Annotated in this window: 20 protein-coding genes; 8 read left to right on the top strand and 12 right to left on the bottom strand. The window is 71.2% G+C overall.

From position 1 onward, the window contains the following. Positions 1-26: 26 nt before the first annotated feature. From ACZ48Z_RS07765 to ACZ48Z_RS07750, 4 genes are all read right to left on the bottom strand, one after another. Positions 27-428, bottom strand: coding sequence for a hypothetical protein (locus tag ACZ48Z_RS07765; protein WP_468734913.1), 402 nt, complete (start codon positions 426-428; stop codon positions 27-29). Positions 429-824: 396 nt separating this feature from the next. Continuing rightward, positions 825-1,901: an aminopeptidase P family protein gene (locus tag ACZ48Z_RS07760; RefSeq protein WP_468735224.1), complete on the bottom strand. Its 1,077-nt coding sequence runs from the start codon at positions 1,899-1,901 to the stop codon at positions 825-827. A 126-nt stretch (positions 1,902-2,027) separates the two neighbouring features. Then, on the bottom strand, positions 2,028-2,375 hold the full coding sequence (locus ACZ48Z_RS07755; RefSeq protein WP_468734912.1) for a MazG-like family protein: 348 nt from the start codon (positions 2,373-2,375) through the stop codon (positions 2,028-2,030). Positions 2,376-2,398: 23 nt separating this feature from the next. Continuing rightward, positions 2,399-2,971, bottom strand: a complete 573-nt coding sequence (locus ACZ48Z_RS07750; protein ID WP_468734911.1) for a DoxX family protein — start codon at positions 2,969-2,971, stop codon at positions 2,399-2,401. A 150-nt stretch (positions 2,972-3,121) separates the two neighbouring features. Between ACZ48Z_RS07750 and ACZ48Z_RS07745 the strand changes: the two genes are divergently transcribed. Together ACZ48Z_RS07745 and ACZ48Z_RS07740 are read left to right on the top strand one after the other, a co-directional pair. Then, positions 3,122-3,448, top strand: a complete 327-nt coding sequence (locus tag ACZ48Z_RS07745) for a nuclear transport factor 2 family protein (protein WP_468734910.1) — start codon at positions 3,122-3,124, stop codon at positions 3,446-3,448. Positions 3,449-3,502: 54 nt separating this feature from the next. Beyond that, positions 3,503-4,495, top strand: coding sequence for an aldo/keto reductase (locus ACZ48Z_RS07740; protein ID WP_468734909.1), 993 nt, complete (start codon positions 3,503-3,505; stop codon positions 4,493-4,495). A 184-nt stretch (positions 4,496-4,679) separates the two neighbouring features. Here the strand turns inward: ACZ48Z_RS07740 and ACZ48Z_RS07735 are convergent, their stop codons facing one another. The 3 genes from ACZ48Z_RS07735 to ACZ48Z_RS07725 form a co-directional block, all read right to left on the bottom strand. Then, positions 4,680-5,390, bottom strand: coding sequence for an ABC transporter ATP-binding protein (locus ACZ48Z_RS07735; RefSeq protein ID WP_468734908.1), 711 nt, complete (start codon positions 5,388-5,390; stop codon positions 4,680-4,682). Between the two features lie 110 nt (positions 5,391-5,500). Next, a complete protein-coding gene (locus ACZ48Z_RS07730) occupies positions 5,501-6,970 on the bottom strand; it encodes an ABC transporter permease (RefSeq protein ID WP_468734907.1) in 1,470 nt (489 codons plus the stop codon). Positions 6,971-7,330: 360 nt separating this feature from the next. Then, positions 7,331-8,089, bottom strand: a complete 759-nt coding sequence (locus ACZ48Z_RS07725; RefSeq protein WP_468735223.1) for an SDR family oxidoreductase — start codon at positions 8,087-8,089, stop codon at positions 7,331-7,333. Between the two features lie 150 nt (positions 8,090-8,239). On the opposite strand from ACZ48Z_RS07725, the gene ACZ48Z_RS07720 reads away from it, so the two are divergent. Next, positions 8,240-9,883, top strand: a complete 1,644-nt coding sequence (locus ACZ48Z_RS07720) for an alkaline phosphatase D family protein (protein WP_468734906.1) — start codon at positions 8,240-8,242, stop codon at positions 9,881-9,883. Here the strand turns inward: ACZ48Z_RS07720 and ACZ48Z_RS07715 are convergent. Next, entirely contained in the window at positions 9,870-10,892 is a 1,023-nt protein-coding gene (locus ACZ48Z_RS07715) for a Gfo/Idh/MocA family protein (protein WP_468734905.1), read from the bottom strand. The two genes, ACZ48Z_RS07720 and ACZ48Z_RS07715, sit on opposite strands and share 14 nt — an antisense overlap. An 88-nt stretch (positions 10,893-10,980) precedes the next feature. Between ACZ48Z_RS07715 and ACZ48Z_RS07710 the strand changes: the two genes are divergently transcribed. From ACZ48Z_RS07710 to ACZ48Z_RS07690, 5 genes are all read left to right on the top strand, one after another. After that, the gene (locus ACZ48Z_RS07710) at positions 10,981-12,288 is read left to right on the top strand and encodes a multidrug effflux MFS transporter (RefSeq protein ID WP_468734904.1); all 1,308 of its coding nucleotides are present in this window, start codon (positions 10,981-10,983) and stop codon (positions 12,286-12,288) included. Further along, complete coding sequence (locus tag ACZ48Z_RS07705) at positions 12,240-13,415, top strand: serine hydrolase domain-containing protein (RefSeq protein WP_468734903.1); 1,176 nt, start codon at positions 12,240-12,242, stop codon at positions 13,413-13,415. Before ACZ48Z_RS07710 ends, ACZ48Z_RS07705 begins: the two co-directional genes overlap by 49 nt. A gap of 138 nt (positions 13,416-13,553) precedes the next feature. Beyond that, positions 13,554-14,537 (top strand): small ribosomal subunit Rsm22 family protein, encoded by a 984-nt coding sequence (locus ACZ48Z_RS07700; protein ID WP_468734902.1) that lies wholly within the window; start codon positions 13,554-13,556, stop codon positions 14,535-14,537. A gap of 63 nt (positions 14,538-14,600) precedes the next feature. After that, positions 14,601-15,218 (top strand): TetR/AcrR family transcriptional regulator, encoded by a 618-nt coding sequence (locus tag ACZ48Z_RS07695; RefSeq protein WP_468734901.1) that lies wholly within the window; start codon positions 14,601-14,603, stop codon positions 15,216-15,218. A gap of 106 nt (positions 15,219-15,324) precedes the next feature. After that, entirely contained in the window at positions 15,325-16,059 is a 735-nt protein-coding gene (locus ACZ48Z_RS07690) for a bifunctional DNA primase/polymerase (protein WP_468734900.1), read from the top strand. A gap of 40 nt (positions 16,060-16,099) precedes the next feature. Here ACZ48Z_RS07690 and ACZ48Z_RS07685 read toward each other — a convergent pair whose 3' ends face one another. The 4 genes from ACZ48Z_RS07685 to efeO are packed head-to-tail and all read right to left on the bottom strand — an operon-like array spanning position 16,100 to position 20,331. After that, positions 16,100-17,101 carry an SCO2278 family lipoprotein gene (locus tag ACZ48Z_RS07685; protein WP_468734899.1) on the bottom strand — a complete coding sequence of 334 codons (1,002 nt, stop codon included), beginning with the start codon at positions 17,099-17,101 and terminating at the stop codon, positions 16,100-16,102. Further along, a complete protein-coding gene (gene efeU / locus ACZ48Z_RS07680; RefSeq protein ID WP_468734898.1) occupies positions 17,061-17,933 on the bottom strand; it encodes an iron uptake transporter permease EfeU in 873 nt (290 codons plus the stop codon). Before efeU ends, ACZ48Z_RS07685 begins: the two co-directional genes overlap by 41 nt. Before the next feature lie 3 nt (positions 17,934-17,936). After that, a complete protein-coding gene (gene efeB, locus ACZ48Z_RS07675) occupies positions 17,937-19,175 on the bottom strand; it encodes an iron uptake transporter deferrochelatase/peroxidase subunit (protein WP_468734897.1) in 1,239 nt (412 codons plus the stop codon). Positions 19,176-19,185: 10 nt separating this feature from the next. Next, positions 19,186-20,331 (bottom strand): iron uptake system protein EfeO, encoded by a 1,146-nt coding sequence (efeO, locus tag ACZ48Z_RS07670; RefSeq protein ID WP_468734896.1) that lies wholly within the window; start codon positions 20,329-20,331, stop codon positions 19,186-19,188. Positions 20,332-20,407 lie beyond the last annotated feature (76 nt).

Genomic DNA, 20,407 nt, shown 5'->3' with positions numbered 1-20,407 from the left:
GCGCGGTCCGCGATGTAGGTATGCGGTCACTTCGAAGGGCCAGTCGGTATACCCGAGACATACCGTGTCGCCTGCTCCAGCGACCAGATTCCTTGGGCAACTTGACGTACAGCGTGTGTTTGGTGATCAAGGGCGGGAGCTAGACGTTCGAGCTCGTCAGTCAACGTGCACACGTCAACCAGACGTGCTGACAGTTCTTCGGCCTCGGACGCGTAGTGCGCTGCTGTGCCGAGTGAAGTGATCGAAAGGCGGCCACCATCAGCCGCCACCATCCCTCTCCACGTGAGCGACAGTACGTCTTCGTGCACGTGCTCTTCGTCGAGTCCTCGCACAGCAAGCGGGGTTGCATCGTTGAGGGTGTAAGGGATGTCCGCCAGTGCGAGATGGCGCAGCAACCGGGCTTCTGAGGCGGAAATGGACAGATCCACACGGTAGTTGTAGCAGAAGTTGGGAACGTCCTTGTTAGGGCTATGGCTGTACGACTCAGCGCAACGGCCTGGAGCGCCACAGCCACGTCCGCGTAGACGACCCCAAGCGGCCGCTTCCTCGGTCTCCTCCACCTGGTGGCCGCCTGGACGCCGGGTGGGGGATGAGCTTGCTCAAGAGCCATGAAACGGGGGCAGGTGTACCGAGCCCTCGCCGCCCGCCGGGAACCCCTGGCTGTCCTCCGAGCCCATCAGGAACTCGCCGCCCGGAGAAAGGCGCCGTTCCGTCGGAGACGATTCGTTGGCCCGTTTCCCGCTGCAGCGGTCGTAGCGGCTGCGGCGGGAGACCGGTCGATGGGGTGGAGCAGGGTGTGACGGTATAGAGCGTCGGGAAAAAGCTCACTCCACGACCGCCATCCCCTGCCCCGTCGAGTTCAGGCGTCGCGCCCCCTCCGCCGTGCACGTCACGACGTCCTCGATCCGTACGCCGAAGCGGCCCGGCAGGTACACCCCCGGGCCGATCGAGAAGCACACGCCGGGCATCAGCGGGGGCTCCTCGCCCTCGGACAGATACGGCGGTTCGTTCGTCGTGATGCCTACGCCGTGACCGGTGCCGTGGGCGAGGTACGCGCCGTGATCGGCGTCCTCGATCACCCGGCGGGCTCTGCGGTCGACGTCCTGGCAGGAGACGCCGGGGGCGACCGCCTCGAAGGCCGCCTGCTGAGCCGTACGGACGAGGTCGTGGGCCGTGCGTTCGTCCTCCGTGGGCTCGCCCACGTGGACCGTGCGCGTGAGGGAGGAGCCGTAGCCGTCTACGAGGCCGGCGATGGCGAGGACGACCGTGTCGCCGGGGTCGATGATCCGGGCGCCGGTCTCGTGGTGCGGGTTCGCGCTGTTCGGGCCGGAGGCGACTGTCGGGAAGTCGACCTGGGCGTGGCCGTGTTCGTGCAGCAGGCGGGTCAGGTCGGCGGCCACGTCCGTTTCGCGGCGGCCGGTGAAACGGAGGGTCAGGAGCTCCTCGTACGCTGCGTCCGCCGCCGCTCCCGCCGCCGCGAGGCGGGCCACCTCGTGGTCGTCCTTCACCGCGCGCAGGAGTGGGAGTGCGACGTTCAGAGGGCGGTAGGTCGTCAACGGCAGGGCTTCCTGGAGGCCGAGGAGGTGCAGGGACCAGGTCGTGTCGGAGACGCCGTAGCGGCCGTTGGGGAGGAGGAGGCCGGTGGCGGCGGCGTAGGGGTCCTGGCCGTCGCTCCAGTCGGAGATGCGGACGTTGTCCGCGCTGGGCGCCGCTTCCGCGTCGGGGCGTTCCAGGGCCGGGACCAGCAGGCGGGGTTCGGAGCCGGGGACGAGGACGAGGAGGGTGAGGCGTGCCGTCGGCGGGGTGGGGCCGTAGCCGCACAGCCACACCATGTCGGGGCCGGGGGTGATGAGGAGCCCGGCCAGGCCCGCCTCGGTCGCTCCCCTGACCGCCCGGGTCATACGGGCCGCGTAGTCCGCCTCAGGGGTGTCGTTCACGGGGCTCCTCCGACCGCTGCCGTCGTCCGGTTCATCGTCCGAGGGGTGCGGTGCGGGGTGCCCGGGGGCGTAGGCCGATCGGGTGAGGGGTCAGGCCGCCTCGGGGCCCAGCGAGCGTTCCGTCACCCGGGTCAGATGGCGGTGGAAGACCTCCCTGCTGTCGGGCGTCAGCGTGCGCAGCGCCACCAGGGCCGTGATGACGACGTCGCACAGTTCGCCCTGTACGTCCTCCCAGGTGTGGCTGACGCCCTTGCGGGGGTTCTGGCCCGTCGCGCCGATGACGGCCTCGGAGACCTCGCCGACCTCCTCGGAGAGCTTCAGCATGCGCAGGAGGAGGCCTTCGCGGCCGCCCACCGGCTGGTCTCTCTCCAGCCAGGCCCACAGGGCGTCCACGGATGTCCAGAGGTCGTCGGCAGGCGTGCTGCCGTAGTCAGTCATGCGGGGCAGCTTCCCATGAGCCGCTACTCCCCGAACAACGCCTCCTGCTCCTCGAACAGGGCGGTCTGCGTGTCGTCCTCGTCCTTCTTCTCCCGCAGTCGCCGGTTCCGCGCCCCCACGACCAGAGCCGTCACCAGTCCCGTGGCTCCGAGCGCCGCCGGCACCATCCAGCTCCGGTTGACGGTGTGGCCGAGCGCGTGGTCCAGGGAGAGCCGGCCCGGGCCCGTGACGGCGAGGCCGGCCGCCGTCAGACCCAGCGTGGCCGCGTACTCGTAGCCGCCGCTCTGGGCGAAGAAGCCGTTGGGCACGTGCACCGCGGACGCGCCGGCCATGGCGCCGGCCGCCGCCGCACCCGCCGCCGGGGTCGCGAGGCCGAGGGCGAGCAGGGTGCCGCCGCCCGCCTCGGCCAGGCCCGCCGCCGTCGCGCTCGCCCGGCCCGGCGCGTACCCGACGGACTCCATGAACTGGCCGGTCCCCTCGATGCCGCCCCCGCCGAACCAGCCGAGCAGTTTCTGCGCGCCGTGGGCGGCCAGCACACCCCCGGCTCCCAGCCGGAGCAGCAGCAGGCCCAGATCACGTCGGTCGTAAGCGGTCACGATGACTCCCAGTGCGAGAAGTGCGAGAAGTGCAAGAAGCGGAACGGGACCCCCCTCGCGTTTCCACCGTTGCACCGCTCACACCCGCCGGGGACACCCGAGCCGCCGTTCGGGTGGCGGCCTCGCGGGGGCGGTGTGAGTCTGACTGGCATGACGATTCAGACCGCCCGACTGCGCGACCCTGCCGTCCGCGCCTTCGTCACCGCCGTCAACGCCCATGACCGCGAGGCCTTCGGGGCGTTGCTCGCGCCCGGCGCGACCATGGCGGACGACGGCAGCGACCGCGACCTCGACGAGTGGGCCGACCGGGAGATCTTCTCCTCCAACGGCCACCTAGACGTCGACAACGAGTCCAACGGCGGCCGTTCCCTCCTCGCCCACTACCGCAACGACGCCTGGGGCGAGATGCGCACCCGCTGGGACTTCACCGTCGGTGAGGACGGCAGGATCTCCCGCTTCGAGACCGGGCAGGCATAAGTTCTCGTACGGCTCTTGCCCTTGAGCGCACTCCAACTCCTAGCGTTCATGGGCATGGAGAGCAAACGCGAGACCACACGCACTCTCGGCCGTTCCGGCATCGAGGTCAGCGCGCTCGGCTTCGGCTGCTGGGCGATCGGCGGCGAATGGCAGGACGCCGAAGGGCAGCCCCTCGGCTGGGGCCGGGTCGACGACGAGGAGTCCGTACGGGCGGTCCGGCGCGCTCTCGACCTCGGCGTCACCTTCTTCGACACGGCGGACACCTACGGCGCCGGGCACAGCGAGCGGGTGCTGGGGCGGGCGCTGGGCAAGCGCCGGGACGATGTCGTCGTCGCCACCAAGTGGGGCAACGTCTTCGACGAGGACACCCGCACCCTCACCGGCAGCGACGACACCCCCGCCTACGTCCGCCGTGCGCTCACCGCGTCCCTGGGCCGTCTCGGCACCGACCACGTCGACCTCTACCAGCTGCACCTGTCCGACCTGGACCCGGCACGCGCCGCCGAACTCCGGGACTCCTGCGAGGAGTTGGTGAACGAGGGGCTCATCCGGGCGTATGCGTGGAGCACCGACGACCCGGCCCGCGCCGCAGTGTTCGCCGAGGGGGAGCACTGCACGGCCGTACAGCACGCGCTGAACGTCCTCCAGGACGCGCCCGGCATGCTGTCCCTGGCGGAGGAACTGGACCTCGCCAGCATCAACCGCAGCCCGCTCGCGATGGGTTTGCTGGCCGGGAAGCGCCAAGGGTCGCAGGACGCCGGCGACATCCGCAGCAGGCCCCCGGCCTGGCTCCAGGGCTTCGGGAACGGCTCGCAGGCCGACCCGGAGTGGCTGGCGAGGATCGACGCGCTGAAGGAGATCCTCACGAGTAACGGCCGTACGCTCGCCCAGGGTTCGCTCGCCTGGCTGTGGGCCCGCAGCCCCCGCACGGTCCCGATCCCGGGGTTCCGTTCCGTGGCCCAGGCCGAGCAGAACGCGGGCGCGATGGAGAAAGGGCCGCTCACCGCCGAGCAGTTGACCGAGATCAACGTGCTTCTGGAACGGTGAGCGGCCCGCCCCGGGCGAGCGGCCCGCCCCGGGCGAGCGGCCCGCCCCGGGCGAGCGGCCTGACCTGGGCGAGTGGCCCGCCCCGGGCGAGCGGTCCGACTCGGACGAGTGGCCCGACCTGGGTGAGCGGCGCGCTCCGGGCCGGCCCGCCCCGGGTGAGCGGCCCGAACTCGACGAGCGACTGCTAACCCTGCGCGAGCGGCTGCCGGGACCGCTGCGGCTCCTGCTCGGTCAAGGTGATCTGCCCCGCCTTGATCGTCGCGAGCCGCGGCGCCCGGCGGGCGATCGACGAGTCGTGGGTGACCAGGATGAAGGTCAGTCCGTACTCGTGCCACAGCCCTTCCAGCAGGGCCATGATCTCGTCCCGCATCGACTCGTCGAGGTTGCCGGTCGGCTCGTCGGCGAGCAGTACCTTCGGCTTCTTGACCAGCGCACGCGCGATGGCCACCCGCTGCTGCTGCCCGCCGGACAGCTCGGAGGGCGCGTGGGTGAGCCGTTCACCGAGGCCGACCGAGCGGAGGGCCTCGGCTGCTCGCTCACGCCGTTCCGTCCCCTTCACTCCCAGCGGGACCAGTGCCGTCTCGACGTTCTCCTGCGCGGTCAGCGTCGGGATCAGGTTGAAGGACTGGAAGATGATGCCGATCTTCTCGGCGCGCAGCCGGGTCAGCTTGGCCTCGCTGATCTTCGCGAGGTCGACGCCGTCCAGTTCGACGCTGCCCTCGGTCGGCCGGTCCAGTCCGCCGATCATCTGGAGGAGGGTCGACTTGCCGCCGCCGGTCGGGCCCTGGATGACGAGCTGGTCGCCGTCCTCGATGGTGAGGTCGACACCGCGCAGTGCCTCCACCGTCTCCTTGCCGCGCGTGTAGCGCTTGGTGACGCCGGTGAGTCTGTACATGAGAGCTCCGTAGAGAGGCCGTATGGAGGCCGTATAGAGGCCGTGGACAGGAAGAGGGAGTGGGGCGCCGCGTCCCGGGGGAGTGGAGGCGGCGCCCCGGCACAGGGGTGTTACGACACGCTGCGCAGCGCGTCGGCGGGCCGCATCCGGGAGGCACGCCAGCCGCCCATCGCCCCGGCGATCAGACCGCCGGTGACCGCGAGGCCGACCGCGAGCGCGATGGTGGTCATCGAGACCGGTGCGGTCAGGGCGATCTCCATCGTGCTCTGGGTGGACTGCCGGCCGGGGCCGCCACCGCCCGGGCCGCCCGCACCGCCGCCGCCGGTGTTGCCGAGCTGCGCGGTCAGCTTGGGGCTGACCATGGTCACGGCGTACGCGGCCGCGAGGCCCAGGCCGATGCCGAGGGCGCCGCCGAGCAGGCCGTTCACCATCGACTCGCCGACGACCTGCCGGGTCACCCGGCGGCTGGGCCAGCCGAGCGCCTTCAGGGTGCCGAACTCACGGACCCGGCGGGAGACGGCCGAGGAGGTCAGCAGCGCGGCCACCAGGAAGGCGGCGACGAGCACGGCGACGGAGAGCCACTTGCCGACGCTGGTCGCCAGGTTGGAGGCGGTGGACAGGGAGCCGGACACGGTCTCCGCGAGGTCGGCGGAGGTCGTGACGGTCGTACCGGAGATGTTCTTCTGGATCGCCGCCTTGACCGCGTCGATCTGCTGGGAGTCGGTCGCCTTGACGTAGATCGTGGTGACCTGGTTCTTGGCGTCGGCCAGCGTCTGGGCCTGCTTCAGCGGCAGGTAGACGTCGGTCGTGGACTCGCTGCTGTCGGGTGTCGCGATGCCGATGATCGTGTACTTGGTGCCGGAGATCGTCAGGGTCTTGCCGACCTTGAGGGAGTTCTCCTTGGCGTACGACTTGCTGACGACCGCGACCTTCGCGTTCGTCTGCGTGGCCGTGAAGGTCTTGCCGGTGGTGATCTTGGAGCCGGCCAGCGGGCCGAGCGTCTGGTCGCTGACGTCCACGCCGGCGACGGAGTAGGAGTTCACGTCGAAGTTGGCGCCACCGCCCTGGACCTGCGGTGCGGCGGTGCTGCCGCTGCTTCCGCCGTTGCCGCCGGGACCGCCCTGGCCGCTGTTCCCGGTGTTTCCACCGGAACTCTGCGCCTTGCCCTGGGTGAAGGAGCCGTCGACCTTGGTGACGTTCAGGGTCAGCGCGCCCACCGCGCTCGCCACGCCGCTCTGCTTGGCGACCTTGGTGACCACGCTGGACGCCAGGGCCTGACCGCCCTGGGTCATCACGCGGTCGGAGCTCTGTGTGTCGTCGCTGTCGTTGGAGTTCGCGTCGAACTGGAAGTTAGGTCTGCCCGAACTGCCGGACGTCGGGGCCGTCCTGGTCTTGGTGACGGTCATGTCGGTGCCGAGGCCGTAGAGCGACTTCAGGACCTTGTCCTGAGCCTGTGTCATACCGGCCGACACCGAGTTGACGGTGATGACCAGCGCGATACCGAGCGCCAGACCCAGAGCGATGACGAGGGCCGCCTTCTTGCGCCGGCCCAGCTCGCGCTTGAGATAGATGCCAAACATCCCGTTCCTCGAAGGTTCTTGGCGCCCGCTGTGGGCGCGCCCTCAAGGTATGGACGAAGGATTGCGGAGCCGTGAGTAAGGCTTGTGTGCCGGCTGAGAAGGGTTGTGTGCGAGCTGAGAATGTGCGGCGGCCGTCCACGGACCGGTGTGCATCCCGGGGTCCCACCCGAGATCCACCCCCACCCGGTCCATGGACGGCCGCCGCCTCCCCCCTCGGGCGGTAGGCGGAATGCGATCCCTCCATATGTGTAGCTCTTATGGAGTAGATGTGATGAGCATAGGCCGCCGACCGGCGCCGGAGGGGCCGGACGAACAGATTCCGCTTGTGGAAATCGACCGTCAGGCCGCGACCCGCACCGCTCAGCCCCGCCCCACATACGGCATCGCCGTCGCCAGCACCGTCGCGAACTGCACGTTCGCCTCCAACGGCAGCTCCGCCATGTGCCGCACGGTGCGCGCCACGTCGGCCACGTCCATGACGGGCTCCGGTACGACCTCCCCGTTGGCCTGGAGCGCCCCGGTCCGCATGCTCGCGGTCATGTCGGTCGCCGCGTTGCCGATGTCGATCTGCCCGACCGCGATGCCGTACGGCCGCCCGTCCAGCGACAGCGCCTTGGTGAGGCCGGTCAGCGCGTGCTTGGTCGCGGTGTAGGCGACGGAGTGCGGCCGGGGGGTGTGCGCCGAGATCGACCCGTTGTTGATGATCCGGCCGCCCCGCGGCTCCTGGTCCTTCATCTGCCGGTAGGCCGCCTGCGCGCACAGGAACGCCCCGTTGAGGTTGGTGTCCACCACGTGCCGCCAGGCGTCGTACGGCAGCTCCTCCACCGGCACCCCGCCGGGACCGAACGTCCCCGCGTTGTTGAACAGCAGGTCCACCCGACCGAACCGGTCCACGGCGGCGGCGAACAGCGCGGCCACCTCGTCGGGCCGCGAGACGTCCGTGCGGACGGCGAGACAGGCACCCTCGGGCATCAGGGCCGCCGTCTCCTCCAGCGTCTCGGTCCGGCGTCCGGCCAGCGTCACCGACCAGCCCGTACGCAGCAGTTCCACGGCCACCGCGCGGCCGATCCCGGAGCCCGCGCCGGTCACGACGGCGGTCCTCACGTTCTTGACGTCCATGGGCTTCGTGATGTCCATGGCCCCGCAGCGTAGGTGAGCCGCCGCGCCACACAGGCGACTGTCCGCCATCCGGGTGCTGCCGCCCCGGTGAGCGTGTGTCGTCGCCGGGTCGCCGCCCTCTCCTCCCTCAACTGTGACGGGAGGAAAAGAATGACCATCACATCAAGCTGGTCGCAGGGGCACACCCGTGAACTGCGCGCCGCCGCTCGCTCCATCGGCCGCCGCCGCTTTCTGGGCCTCACCGCCGCGGCCGCCGCGCTCGCCTTCGCCGTCGACCTGCCCGCGACCGGTACGGCCGCCGCGGCCGAACTCGACGCGGCTCGCATCGACGACTTCCCCTTCACCCTCGGCGTCGCGTCCGGGGACCCGCAGCCCGGCTCGGTGCTCCTGTGGACCCGGCTCGCACCCGCCCCCTACCAGCCCGACGGCGGACTGCCCGCCGAACGCGTCGATGTCGACTGGGAGGTGGCCGAGGACGAGGCGTTCGCGACGGTCGTCGCCAAGGGCACCGCCGTCGCGCACCCCGAGTTCCACCACACCGTGCACGTCGAGGCCGAGGGGCTGGACCCCGGCCGCGTCTTCTACTACCGCTTCCGCGCGGGCACCTGGCTCAGCGAGACCGGCCGCACCCGCACGGCGCCCGCCGCCGACGGCCCCGTCGCCTCGATGACCCTGGCCGCCGTCTCCTGCCAGGCCTACCACGACGGCTACTTCACCGCGTACCGCCACCTCGCCGAGGACGACGTCGACCTGGTCCTGCACCTCGGCGACTACCTCTACGAGTACGCCGTCGACGCGGTGGGCGGTGCCCGCGAGTACACCGACCGCGTCCTGCCCAAGCTGTTCGACCACGAGACCGGCACGCTGGAGGACTACCGGCTGCGCTACGCCCTCTACAAGACCGACCCCGACCTGCGGGCCGCGCACGCCAGGCACCCCTTCGTGGTCACCTTCGACGATCACGAGACCGAGAACAACTACGCCGGCTCGATCCCCGAGAACGCCGTCCCGCCGGCACAGTTCCTGCTGCGCCGCGCCGCCGCCTACCGCGCCTACTGGGAGAACCAGCCACTGCGCCCGCCGCAGCTGCCCGTCGGCCCCGACATGCAGCTCTACCGGCGCCTCCAGTGGGGCACGCTGGCCCGGTTCGACGTCCTCGACACCCGCCAGTACCGCTCCGACCAGGCCTACGACGGCGCACAGCACGTCCCAGGACCCGACTCCGAGGACCCGGCACGGACCATGACCGGCGCCGCCCAGGAGAGGTGGCTGCTGGACGGCTGGCGCGACTCCCCGGCCCTGTGGAACGTGCTGGCCCAGCAGGTCTGCTTCTCCGGCCGCAAACTCGACCTCAACCCTGTCGCCAAGGTCTCGATGGACGCCTGGGACGGCTACCCCGCCGCCCGCCGCCGCGTCCTCGACGGCGTCAGGGCGGCCGGGATCGAGAACCTGATGGTGCTCACCGGCGACCTCCACCGCGGGTACGCCTTCGACATCAAGGACGACTTCGACGACCCGCTCTCGCGCACCCTCGGCACCGAGATCGTCACCACGTCCGTCACCAGCGGCAAGGACGGCAGCGAGAGACCCTCGAACTGGACGACCTACATGACCGCCAACCCCCACCTGAAGTTCTACGACGGCAGACGCGGCTACACGACGGTCACCCTCGGCCGGACCGAGGCCCGCGCCGACTTCAGGACCCTGCCGTACGTCACCACCCCCGGGGCGCCCGTCACCACGGCCGCCTCCCTCGTCACGGAGGTGGGAAACCAGGGGCTCACGCGCGCGTGACCGCCTCCCCGCCGGCCTCTCCCGGGTAGCGGACGCCGATCCGGTCCCGCACCGCGTCCAGCGTCCGCATCACCGCGAGGGTGCCCTCCAACGGCACCAGCGGCGACTGCCTCTCACCGGCCCGCAGCGCCCGCATCACCTCGCGGGCCTCGTGCCTGAGACTGTTGCGGGGCCCGTCGGCCGGGTCGGCGACGAACTCCTCGGGGTCGCGCCCGTCGCGGTGCAGCACGAAACGGTCCGGGTGGAAGAAGCCGTTCGGGATGTCGATCCGGCCCAGCGAGCCGGTGACCGAGGCGATCGTGGCGGTGCCGCCGGTCAGGGAACAGTGCAGCGAGGCGAGCGCCCCGTCGTCCCAGGACAGCAGGGCGCCCGTCTGCAGATCGACGCCCTCCTCGGACAGCACCGCCTTCGCGGTGACGTCGGAGGGCTCCCCGAGCAGCAGGTGCGCGAACGACACCGGGTACACCCCGAGGTCCAGGAGCGCGCCGCCGCCCTGTGCCGGGTCCCGCAGCCGGTGCGAGGGCGGGAAGGGTCCGGCGAGCCCGAAGTCGGCCTGCACGGTGCGTACTTCACCGATCGCGCCGTCGTCGACGAGGGCCTTGAGCCGCCGGATCAGCGGGTTGCAGTACATCCACATGGCCTCCATGAGGAAGCGGTCGTGGTCCTTCGCCAGCGTGACGAGTTCCCCGGCCTCCCGGGCGTTGAGCGTGAACGCCTTCTCGCACAGCACGTTCCGCCCGGCGGCCAGGCACAGCCCCGCGGCCGCGCGATGCGCCGCGTGCGGGGTGGCGACGTACACGACATCGATGTCCGCGTCCTCGGCGAGGGCGCCCCAGTCGCCGTACGCCCGCCCGATCCCGAACCGCTCCGCGAACGCCTTCGCCGAGGCCTCGGACCGGGAGGCCACCGCGACCACCTCCGCGTCCGGAAGGTCCACCAGGTCCGCGGTGAAGGCGGCCGCGATCCCGCCCGTCGCCAGAATCCCCCAGCGCACGCTCTGTTCCGTCATGCCCGGCTCCACCCTCGCTCACCTGATCCTGGCCACCCTGTACGAGCTGAGAGCATAGGTGGCGGATCCAACGAAGAGGGAGGGGCACATGCCCGAGCAGGGCGCACCGACACCGCACCTGGAGCAGCAGGCGGACGCGAGACCGGACCCGGGCCCGGCGGCGTCCGTCGTCGCCGTACGCCGCACCGGCCTGCTCGTCACCCTGCTCCTCGGCGGTCTCACCGCCACGCCACCGCTGGCGATGGACATGTACCTCCCCTCGCTCCCGGAGGTCACCGGCGCCCTGCACGCGCCCGCCGCCACCGTCCAGCTCACCCTCACCGCCTGTCTGCTCGGCATGGCGCTCGGACAGCTGGTGGTCGGCCCGATGAGCGACCGCTGGGGCCGCCGCCGCCCACTGCTGGCCGGTCTCGTGGTGTACGTCGTCGCCACCGCCCTGTGCGCCGTCGCGCCGACGGTGGAGTTCCTGGTCGGCTTCCGCCTTGCGCAGGGCCTCGCGGGCGCCGCGGGCATAGTGATCGCCCGGGCCGTGGTCCGGGACCTGTACGACGGTGTGGCGATGGCCCGCTTCTTCTCCACCCTCATGCTGATCGGCGGGGTCGCGCCGATCGTGGCGCCGCTGATCGGCGGGCAGATCCTGCGGGTCACGGACTGGCGGGGCGTGTTCGTGGTCCTCACGGCCATCGGCGCGCTCCTCGCCGCACTCGTCTGGGCGCGGCTGCCGGAGACCCTGCCCCCGGCCGAGCGCCACACGGGTGGCGTCGGCGAGGCCCTGCACTCGATGCGCCGACTCCTCTCCGACCTGCCCTTCGCCGGCTACCTGCTCACCGGCGGCTTCGCCTTCGCCGCGCTGTTCGCCTACATCTCGGCGTCGCCCTTCGTGATCCAGGAGATCTACGGCGCCTCTCCGCAGACGTTCAGCCTGCTGTTCGGCGTGAACTCGGTCGGACTCGTCGTGGTCGGCCAGATCAACGGCAAGGTGCTGGTGGGACGGGTCGGCCTGGACCGGGTCCTGGGCGTGGGCCTGCTGGTCGTGACCGCGGCGGCCGCCGCTCTGCTGCTGATGTCGACCGGCGTGTTCGGCGAGGTGGGCCTGGCCCCCGTCGCCGCCGCGCTGTTCGTCCTCATGTCCGCGATGGGCGTCGCCCTGCCCAACGCCCAGACCCTCGCCCTGCTGCGCACCAAGCACTCCGCGGGCTCCGCGTCCGCCCTGCTCGGCACGTCCTCCTTCCTCATCGGCGCGATCGCCTCCCCGCTGGTCGGGATGGCCGGAGAGGACACGGCCGTCCCGATGGCGGTCGTCCAACTGGCGGCAGCACTGGTAGCGCTCACCTGTTTCATGACAATGTGCCGTCCTTGGAACAGGCGTGCGACTACGGAGGGGGCGGAGAGCTGAGCGCACCGAGACTGCGCACCGACACACCGGAACGGGCCGGGCTCGACCCCGGCGAACTCCGTCGGCTGGTCCGGGAGTTCCACGCCCTCACCACCGGTGAACGCCCCTGGGCCGCGGGCGCCGTCCTGGCCGCCGGGCGCGGTCCGGTGCTCGCCGTGCAGGAGGCGTCGGGCTGGGCCGTCCGCTACTCCTCCTACGACCCCGAGACCGACGCGGGCGTGGAACTGCCACCGCAGGCACGAGTCCCGGCACGGGTGGACACCCCCTTCGACCTCGCGTCCCTCACCAAACTGTTCACGGCCGTGGCGGCGGTGCAGCAGATCGAGCGGGGCACGCTGGGCATAGACGCACGGGTGGGCGCCTACCTGCCGGAGTTCACGGCGGCGGTGACCTACGGCATCACCGTCCGTGAACTGCTCACCCACACCTCGGGTCTGCGTCCCGAGCTCCCCTTCCACGACTGCGCCGACGACGAGGAACGCCTGGGCCTCCTGCGCGCCGAGCCGCCCATCGGAGTCCCCGGCACCTACACCTACTCTGACCTCAACCCGCTCCTCCTCCAGCACGTCCTCGAACGCATCACCGGCCGCTCCCTCGACGTCCTCGTCCACGAGGGCATCACCCGCCCCCTCGGCATGACGGCCACCCGGTTCGGACCCTGCCCGCAGGCGGCGGCCACGGAGGACCAGCGCCGGCCGTGGGCCAAGGCGGACCGGGGGATGCTGCGGGGCGTGGTCCACGACGAGAACGCCTGGTCCCTGGGCGGGGTGGCCGGTCACGCGGGCCTGTTCTCGACGGCCGGGGACCTGGCGATCTTCTGCCGCACCCTGCTGTCGGGCGGTGCGTACGGCCCCGCCCGCATCCTCGGCCCCGACTTCGTGGAACTCCTCCTCACCCCACCGGGCCTGGGCTTCGCGATCGACCAGAAGTGGTTCATGGGCGACCTGGCGGGCCGGGGAGCTGCAGGCCACACGGGCTTCACCGGGACGTCCCTGGTCCTGGACCCGGCCACGGACACGTTCGTGGTCCTCCTCGCCAACACGGTCCACCCCAGAAGACGCCCCCCGGACAACCGCCCGAGGGCGGAGGCGGCGACGAGAATGGCGCGAGCGGTGAGAGGGGCGTGACGATCCAGCCCGTCCGGCGTTTGAGGACGAAGCCCTCAGGGGCCGAAGGGGGGTCTGGGGGCACAGCCCCCAGGGACGGGACGGGAAGGGGCGGCGGGGGCGAGAAAAACCCCTCACCGCCCGCCATAGAATCACCGGGTGACCGCCCCCGCACCCCCGGCCGAAACCCTCCGCACCACCCTCGCCACCCTCCTCGAAGGCCTCCCCCCGAAGCAGGCGGCCCAGGCGGTGGACCGCCTGATCGCGAACTACCGCGGAGCCACCCCCACCGACGCCCCGATCCTCCGCGACCGCGCGGACGTGGCCGCCTACGCCGCCTACCGCATGCCCGCGACCTTCGAGGCGGTGCACGCCGCGCTGGAGGCGTTCGCCGACGCCACCCCCGACTGGACGCCCTCCGGTCACACCGACGTCGGCGGCGGTACCGGCGCCGCCACCTGGGCCGTCACCGCCACCTGGCCGGGCGCGCGCACGGTCACCGTCCTCGACTGGTCCGACCCGGCCCTCACCCTCGGACGTGAGATCGCCGCCGCCAACCCGGCCCTGAAGAACGCCCGTTGGCAGCGCGCCAGGATCGGCAAGGACCTCACCCTGGCCCCGACCGACCTGGTCACCGTCTCCTACGTCCTCAACGAACTCACCCCGGCCGACCGCACCGACCTCGTGGACACCGCGGCGGCCTCGGCACAGACGGTCGTGATCGTCGAGGCCGGCACACCGGCCGGCTACGCCCGTGTCATCGAGGCCCGCGACCGCCTGCTCGCCGCCGGCTTCCGCATCGCCGCACCCTGCCCGCACAGCGCCGCCTGTCCGATCGCCCCCGGCGAGGACTGGTGCCACTTCGCGATGAGGGTCAGCCGCTCCTCCCTCCACCGCAAGGTCAAGGGCGGCTCCCTGCCGTACGAGGACGAGAAGTTCAGCTACGTGGCGGCCACCCGCCTCCCCGCCGCCCCCGCTCCCGCGCGGGTGATCCGACGCCCCCAGATCCGCAAGGGCCAGGTCCTCCTCGACCTCTGCGAGTCCGACGAACACCTGAACCGCCGTACGGTCACCAAACGCCACGGCGACCTGTACAAGGCGGCGAGGGACGCGGCCTGGGGCGACCCCTGGCCCCTGCCCTAGCTCCGGCGTCCTTCCCGGCGTACGGCGAGACGCCCCGTCTCACCACCCTGCTACCGTCGCCCCATGGTCAAGCAGCCCGCCCCCGACACCGCCCGCCGCAGCGAGAGGTCCCGCCGCGCGATCTACGACGCCGCCCTCGCCCTCGTCGGCGAAGTGGGCTACCCGAGGACCACGATCGAGGGCATCGCGGCCCGCGCCGGCGTCGGCAAGCAGACGATCTACCGCTGGTGGTCCTCGAAGGCGGAGGTGCTCCTTGAGGCCTTCCTCGACCTGAGCGAACAGGCCTCGCGGGAGGCAGGCCCAGACGACACGTACGCCATCCCGGACACCGGTGACCTGGCCGCGGACCTCAAGGCCGTACTGCGGCTCACCGTCGACCAGCTCAAGGACCCCCGCTACGAAGCACCGTCCCGCGCCCTGGCGGCCGAGGGCGTCGTCGACGAACAGCTCGGCCGGGTCTTCGTCGCCAAGCTCCTCGCACCCTCGCTGCAGCTGTACGTCGACCGGATCCGCTCCGCACAGGAGGCCGGCCAGGTCCGCCCCGAGATCGACCCGCGCATCGCCCTCGAACTCTGGGTCTCCCCCCTCGCCCAGCGCTGGCTCCAGCACACCGGCCCGATCACCCACGACTACACCGACACCCTCGTCGACTACGCCCTCCACGGCCTCGCACCCCGCTGACGCGGCCCGGTACGTCCCCCCTGATGTCGGTTCCGGGCCCCCGGAGCAAAGGAAGATGGGACGATAGGGCATGCTGTTCCGCACGACAGCTAGGCGAGGGTGGTATATGAGCGCGGAGTCGGAGGGCCGGACCGGCCTGCGGGGCACAATCTCCCACTGGCTGCGCGCACGCGGGCCGAAGGAGGCCGCCGGGAACACCGGTGACCGTGAGGCCCTGCTGCTGGCCGCCGCCGGAGCGGGCCTGCCGCTCGCACCCGCCGCGCATCCCACACTCGACTACCGGTGCTCCTGCGACCGCGTGGGATGTCCCACTCCGGCCCGCCACCCGGTGTCGTTCGCCTGGCAGACCCAGTCGACCACCGACCGCACGCAGATCGAGCGCTGGGCCCGGCACCAGCCGCAGGCCAACTTCATCACCGCGACCGGCATGGTCCACGACGTCCTGGACGTCCCCCTGGAGGCCGGGCGCGAGGCACTGCAGCGGCTGCTCGCCGACGGCATCGAGGTCGGCCCGGTCGCCGAGAGCGACGACGGCCGGCTCCTGTTCTTCACCCTCACCCGCGGCACCCCCGAGGACGAGGACGAGTGGTGGCCGTGCGAACTGGACTGCCACCCCGAGACGGCGGACGAACACCCCGGCCTGCGCTGGCACTGCCGCGGTTCCTACGTCCTCATACCGCCCGCCCGTCTGCCCGGCGACCAGGCCGTCTACTGGGTACGCGGCCTCGAACACCCGCTGCCCGACCCGCTGAGCCTGCTGGAAGTCCTCACCGACTGCAGCGCCCGCCATGTCGGCGAGGAACCGGACCACGCGAACACCGCCTGGCCCCTGCGCCGGTAGCGAGCCGCCGCCCGCCGGTCGCCACGAACCCCGCCGGTTCCTACGAACCCTCTGCGGACGTCAGCCCCTGGATCCGCCCGAGCACGTCGACCTGCTGTCCGCCCGCGCCCTTCGCCGGGTCGAGGGCCGCCTGGTTGGAGACGAACTCCATGGTGAGCGACTGCTTGATCTCGCCGGCCGTCAGCGCGAGCACGGCCTGGCCGGGGGTCGGGATCGCCGCACCGGAGTGGGCCGTCTGCTTCTCGTAGTGGTGCGTGGCGAAGAACACCAGCGCCCCGCCGTCCTTCGTGCGCAGCGCCAGCGGCGTGTAGCCGCCGTTGGTCACCGGTTCGTCGATGTACTGGGTGGCGAGGCCCGGCCTGGTGGCGTCCTTCGCCCGCTGCGCACGCCACACGCTGGTGTGCGTGCCGTCCGCGAAGACGTCCCCGCCGCTCTTCAGATAGCCCGCGTAGTCCTTGCTCAGGTCCCCGGGCGCGGCGGCCAGATCGGTCGTGTTCGCCGGGACCGCCTCGGCCCAGCCGTCCGCGTCCTTCTTGAACTCCGGCACCTTGCCCTGGGTCACCAGGGTCAGATAGGCCACCTGGAACGGCTCGTTCAGGCCGTTGCGGGTGAACACGAGCAGCCAGCGCGCGGTGCCGCCCTTGTTGCCGGCCGCGTCGGCGACGAACCAGCGCGGCCAGCCCGCCTTCTTCGGGATGGTGTACGTCACGTCCGACAGCTTCAGCGGCGTGTGCGAGGCGTTGCCGCTCGGGCTGTTCGCCTTGCCGGCCTTCAGCCGCGCCGCGTCGATGGCGGCGAGCGCGCCGGTGACATGGGTGGCGTCCAGCGAGCTGTCGTACGCCTTGTCCGCCGCGTTGTACGCGGTGGTGAACTGCTCAAGTGCCTTGGCGGCCTCCGCCCTGGTCGTCGCGGGCAGTACCTCCCGCTCGCCGTGCACGACCATGCAACCGCTCGCCGTCAACGACAAAGCGGTCACAGAGGCTGCTGTCAGTGCGCTCCGGTCAAGCCTGCGGAGCCTTCGAGGGCCGCGATCCCTGCTCATCAGGTGCCTTCACCTTCCCCTTCCCGGAGGCGAACCCTACCGGGGCGAGGAACAGCGCGAGCGTCGGGATCAAGTACAGCAGCCACACCGTGACCTGAAGAACCGTCGGGTCGGGCTGGAAGTTGAACACGCCCTTGAGGAGGGTGCCGTACCAGCTGTCCGGGGGGATGGTGTCGCTGATGTCGAAGGCCTTGTTGTTCAGCCCCGGCAGCCAGTCGGCCTCCTGGAGATCATGGAAGCCGTACGCCAGCACACCCGCCGCCACGATCACCAGCATGCCGCCGGTCCACGTGAAGAACCTGGCGAGGTTGATGCGCAGGGCGCCGCGGTAGAACAGCCAGCCCAGGACGACCGCCGTCAGGATGCCCAGGGCCACCCCGACCAGCGGGCGCGGGGTGCCGTCACCGGCCGCGCGGACCGACGCCCACACGAACAGGGCGGTCTCCAGGCCCTCCCGGCCGACCGCGAGGAACGCGGTGGCGACCAGGGCACCCGTGCCCATCGCGAGGGCCGCGTCCAGCTTGCCGTGCAGCTCGGACTTGAGGTGCCGGGCGGTGCGCCGCATCCAGAACACCATCCACGTCACCAGGCCGACCGCGAGGACCGACAGGGAGCCGCCGAGGGCCTCCTGCGCCTCGAACGTCAGCTCCTGGGAGCCGAATTCGAGCGCGCACCCGAAGCCGAGGGCGAGGGCGACCGCGACGCCGATGCCGATCCAGATGGGCTTCAGCGCGTCCCTGCGGTCCGTCTTGACCAGATAGGCGATGAGGATGCAGACGACGAGGCTGGCCTCGAGACCCTCGCGCAGACCGATCAGGTAGTTGGAGAACACGGGTCAGGCCTCCTTCGAGAACAGCGTGCTGCCCCACCAGTCGTCCTTGTCGCGGACGCCGGGCGGGACGGCGAAGACCGCCGAACCCACGTGCTGGATGTACTCGTTGAGGGCGTCCGTGGCCAGATGACGCTGGATCCGGATGAAGCCCTCGCGGACGTCCTTCTGGTACGCCAGGAAGAACAGGCCCGCCTCCAGCCGGCCGAGGCCGTCCGTGCCGTCGGTGAAGGAGTACCCGCGGCGCAGGATCGTCGCCCCGCCGTTGGACTCGGGGTGCGCGAGCCGGACGTGCGCGTCGGGCTTCATCGCCGGCAGGAACGGCTTGTCGCGCTCCTTGGCCTTGCCGACCGGGGCACCCTCGCCCTTGTCCCGGCCGAAGATGTCCTCCTGCTCCTGCAGGGAGGTGCGGTCCCAGGTCTCGATGTGCATACGGATCCGGCGGGCGACGAGATACGAGCCGCCGCTCATCCACGGGGCGTCCTTCGTGGAGTCCGCCCACACGAACTTCTTCAGCCGGTCCGTCTCCGTCCCCGCGATGTTGCGGGTGCCGTCCTTGAAGCCCAGCAGGTTGCGCGGGGTCTGCGCGTCGGGCGTCGTCGACGACGTCTTGCCGAAGCCGAGCTGCGACCAGCGGATGACGACCTTGCCGAAGCCGATCCGGGCGAGGTTGCGGATCGCGTGCACGGCGACCTGCGGGTCGTCCGCGCAGGCCTGGACGCACAGGTCGCCGCCGCTGCGGTTCTTGTCGAGGTTGTCGCCGGCGAACTGGGGGAGGTCGACGAGGGCCTCGGGCCGTTCCTTCGCCAGGTCGAACCTCTCGAAGAGGGACGGCCCGAAGCCGATCGTCAGCGTCAGCCGTGAGGGCTTGAGCCCCAGTGCCTCACCGGTGTCGTCCGGCGGGGCCTCGGCGAGACCGCCGTAGGCCCCTTCGCCGACCGCCTTGCCCGCGGTCATCCGCCGGGCGGCCGCCGTCCAGTCCTTCAGCATCTGCACGAACGCGGCGCGGTCGTCGGTCGTCACGTCGAACGCGGCGAAGTGCAGCCGGTCCTGCACGGGCGTGGCGATGCCCGCCTGGTGCGTGCCGTGGAACTCGACCGCGGCACCGGTTTCGGCGGCGGTCGGCTCCAGTTCGTCGCCGGTGCGGGTCATCGCGACCGCGCCACCGGCAGCGGCGGCACCGAGCGCGAGCCCGGCCCCGCCCCAGCCGATCAGCGCACGGCGGGAGGGAGTTGTGTCCGTCATGGCCCCTGCCTCAGGAAGACTTGGTGACGACGGCGGCGGCGAGCTTGGACAGCGGCTCCGCGAGCGCGTTGACACCGTCCGACAGCTTCTTGCGATCGTTCTCGCCGACCGTGTCGTACGAGACGAAGCCGTCGGACGTCTTGTCCGTCCGGTAGCTGTCGAGCAGCGTGTTCAGCGCGGCGAACTGCTTGTCGAGCTCGGTGACCAGGGCCGCGTCGTTCTCCTTGGCGACCGGCTTCAGGAGCTCGTACGCCTTCTGCGCGCCCTCGACGTTGGCCTTGAAGTCGCTCAGGTCGGTGTGCGAGTAGCGGTCCTCCTCGCCGGTGACCTTGCCGGTGGCGACCTCGTCGAGGAGCTCCTTGGCACCGTTGGCCATCGAGGTCGGAGTGATGACGGCCTTGCCGACCCGCTGCTGCCAGTCCTTGAGGTCGGTGACCAGCTGGGCCGCCAGGGTCTTCTGCTCGGCGCCGATCTTCTTGTCCTGCCAGAGGGCCTTCTCCAGGGCGTGCCAGCCGGTCCACTTCTGGCCCTTCTCCAGGCCGTCGGCGCGGGTGTCCGTCTCGGGGTCGATGTCCCCGAAGGACTCGGCGATCGGCTCGGTGCGCTCCCAGCCGACGCGTGAGGGGGCGTAGGCCTTCTTGGCCGCGTCGAGGTCGCCGGCCTTGACGGCGGCGGCGAACGTCTCCACCTTCGGGATCGTCGCGTCGGCCTGCTCCTGCGCGTACTTGCGGTACGCGGCGACGGCCGCGTCGAGCCGCGGGTCGCGCTTGGCCGCGGTGCCGCCGGTGGCCTTCACGTTCTGGCGGATGCCGTCGCCCTTCATGCCGGGCTTGCAGGCGATCGTGTAGTCGCCCGCCTTCACCTCCGCGGTGACCCGCTGCTTGGTGCCGGGCCCGATGTTCTCCCGCTCGCTGACGATCCGGTCGTCCGGGAAGAGGAGGTAGACCTCGGTGACCTTGGAGCCCTTGTTCTCGATGGCGAGTTCCAGGTGACCGGCCGGGAACTCCTTCGTGGAGACCTCGCACTTGCTGTCGGTGGCGGTCACCTCGATGACGCGGCCGCTGCCGCCCGAGCTTCCCTTCTCCGTGCATCCCGTGACGGCGGTCAGGGCCGCCACGGCGGTGGCGGTGACGACGGACAGTCTGGCGGCTCGCATGCGGGCTCCTGGTGCTGGCTGAAACATCGCGTGATGGTCATCACAGATATTGGTGAGGCTCGCCTAACTTATCTGA

It is taken from the genome of Streptomyces sp. NPDC031225, from assembly GCF_055570355.1.
The sequence above is the reverse complement of the archived record's forward strand: the minus strand, read 5'-3'. Positions and strand labels throughout refer to the sequence as shown.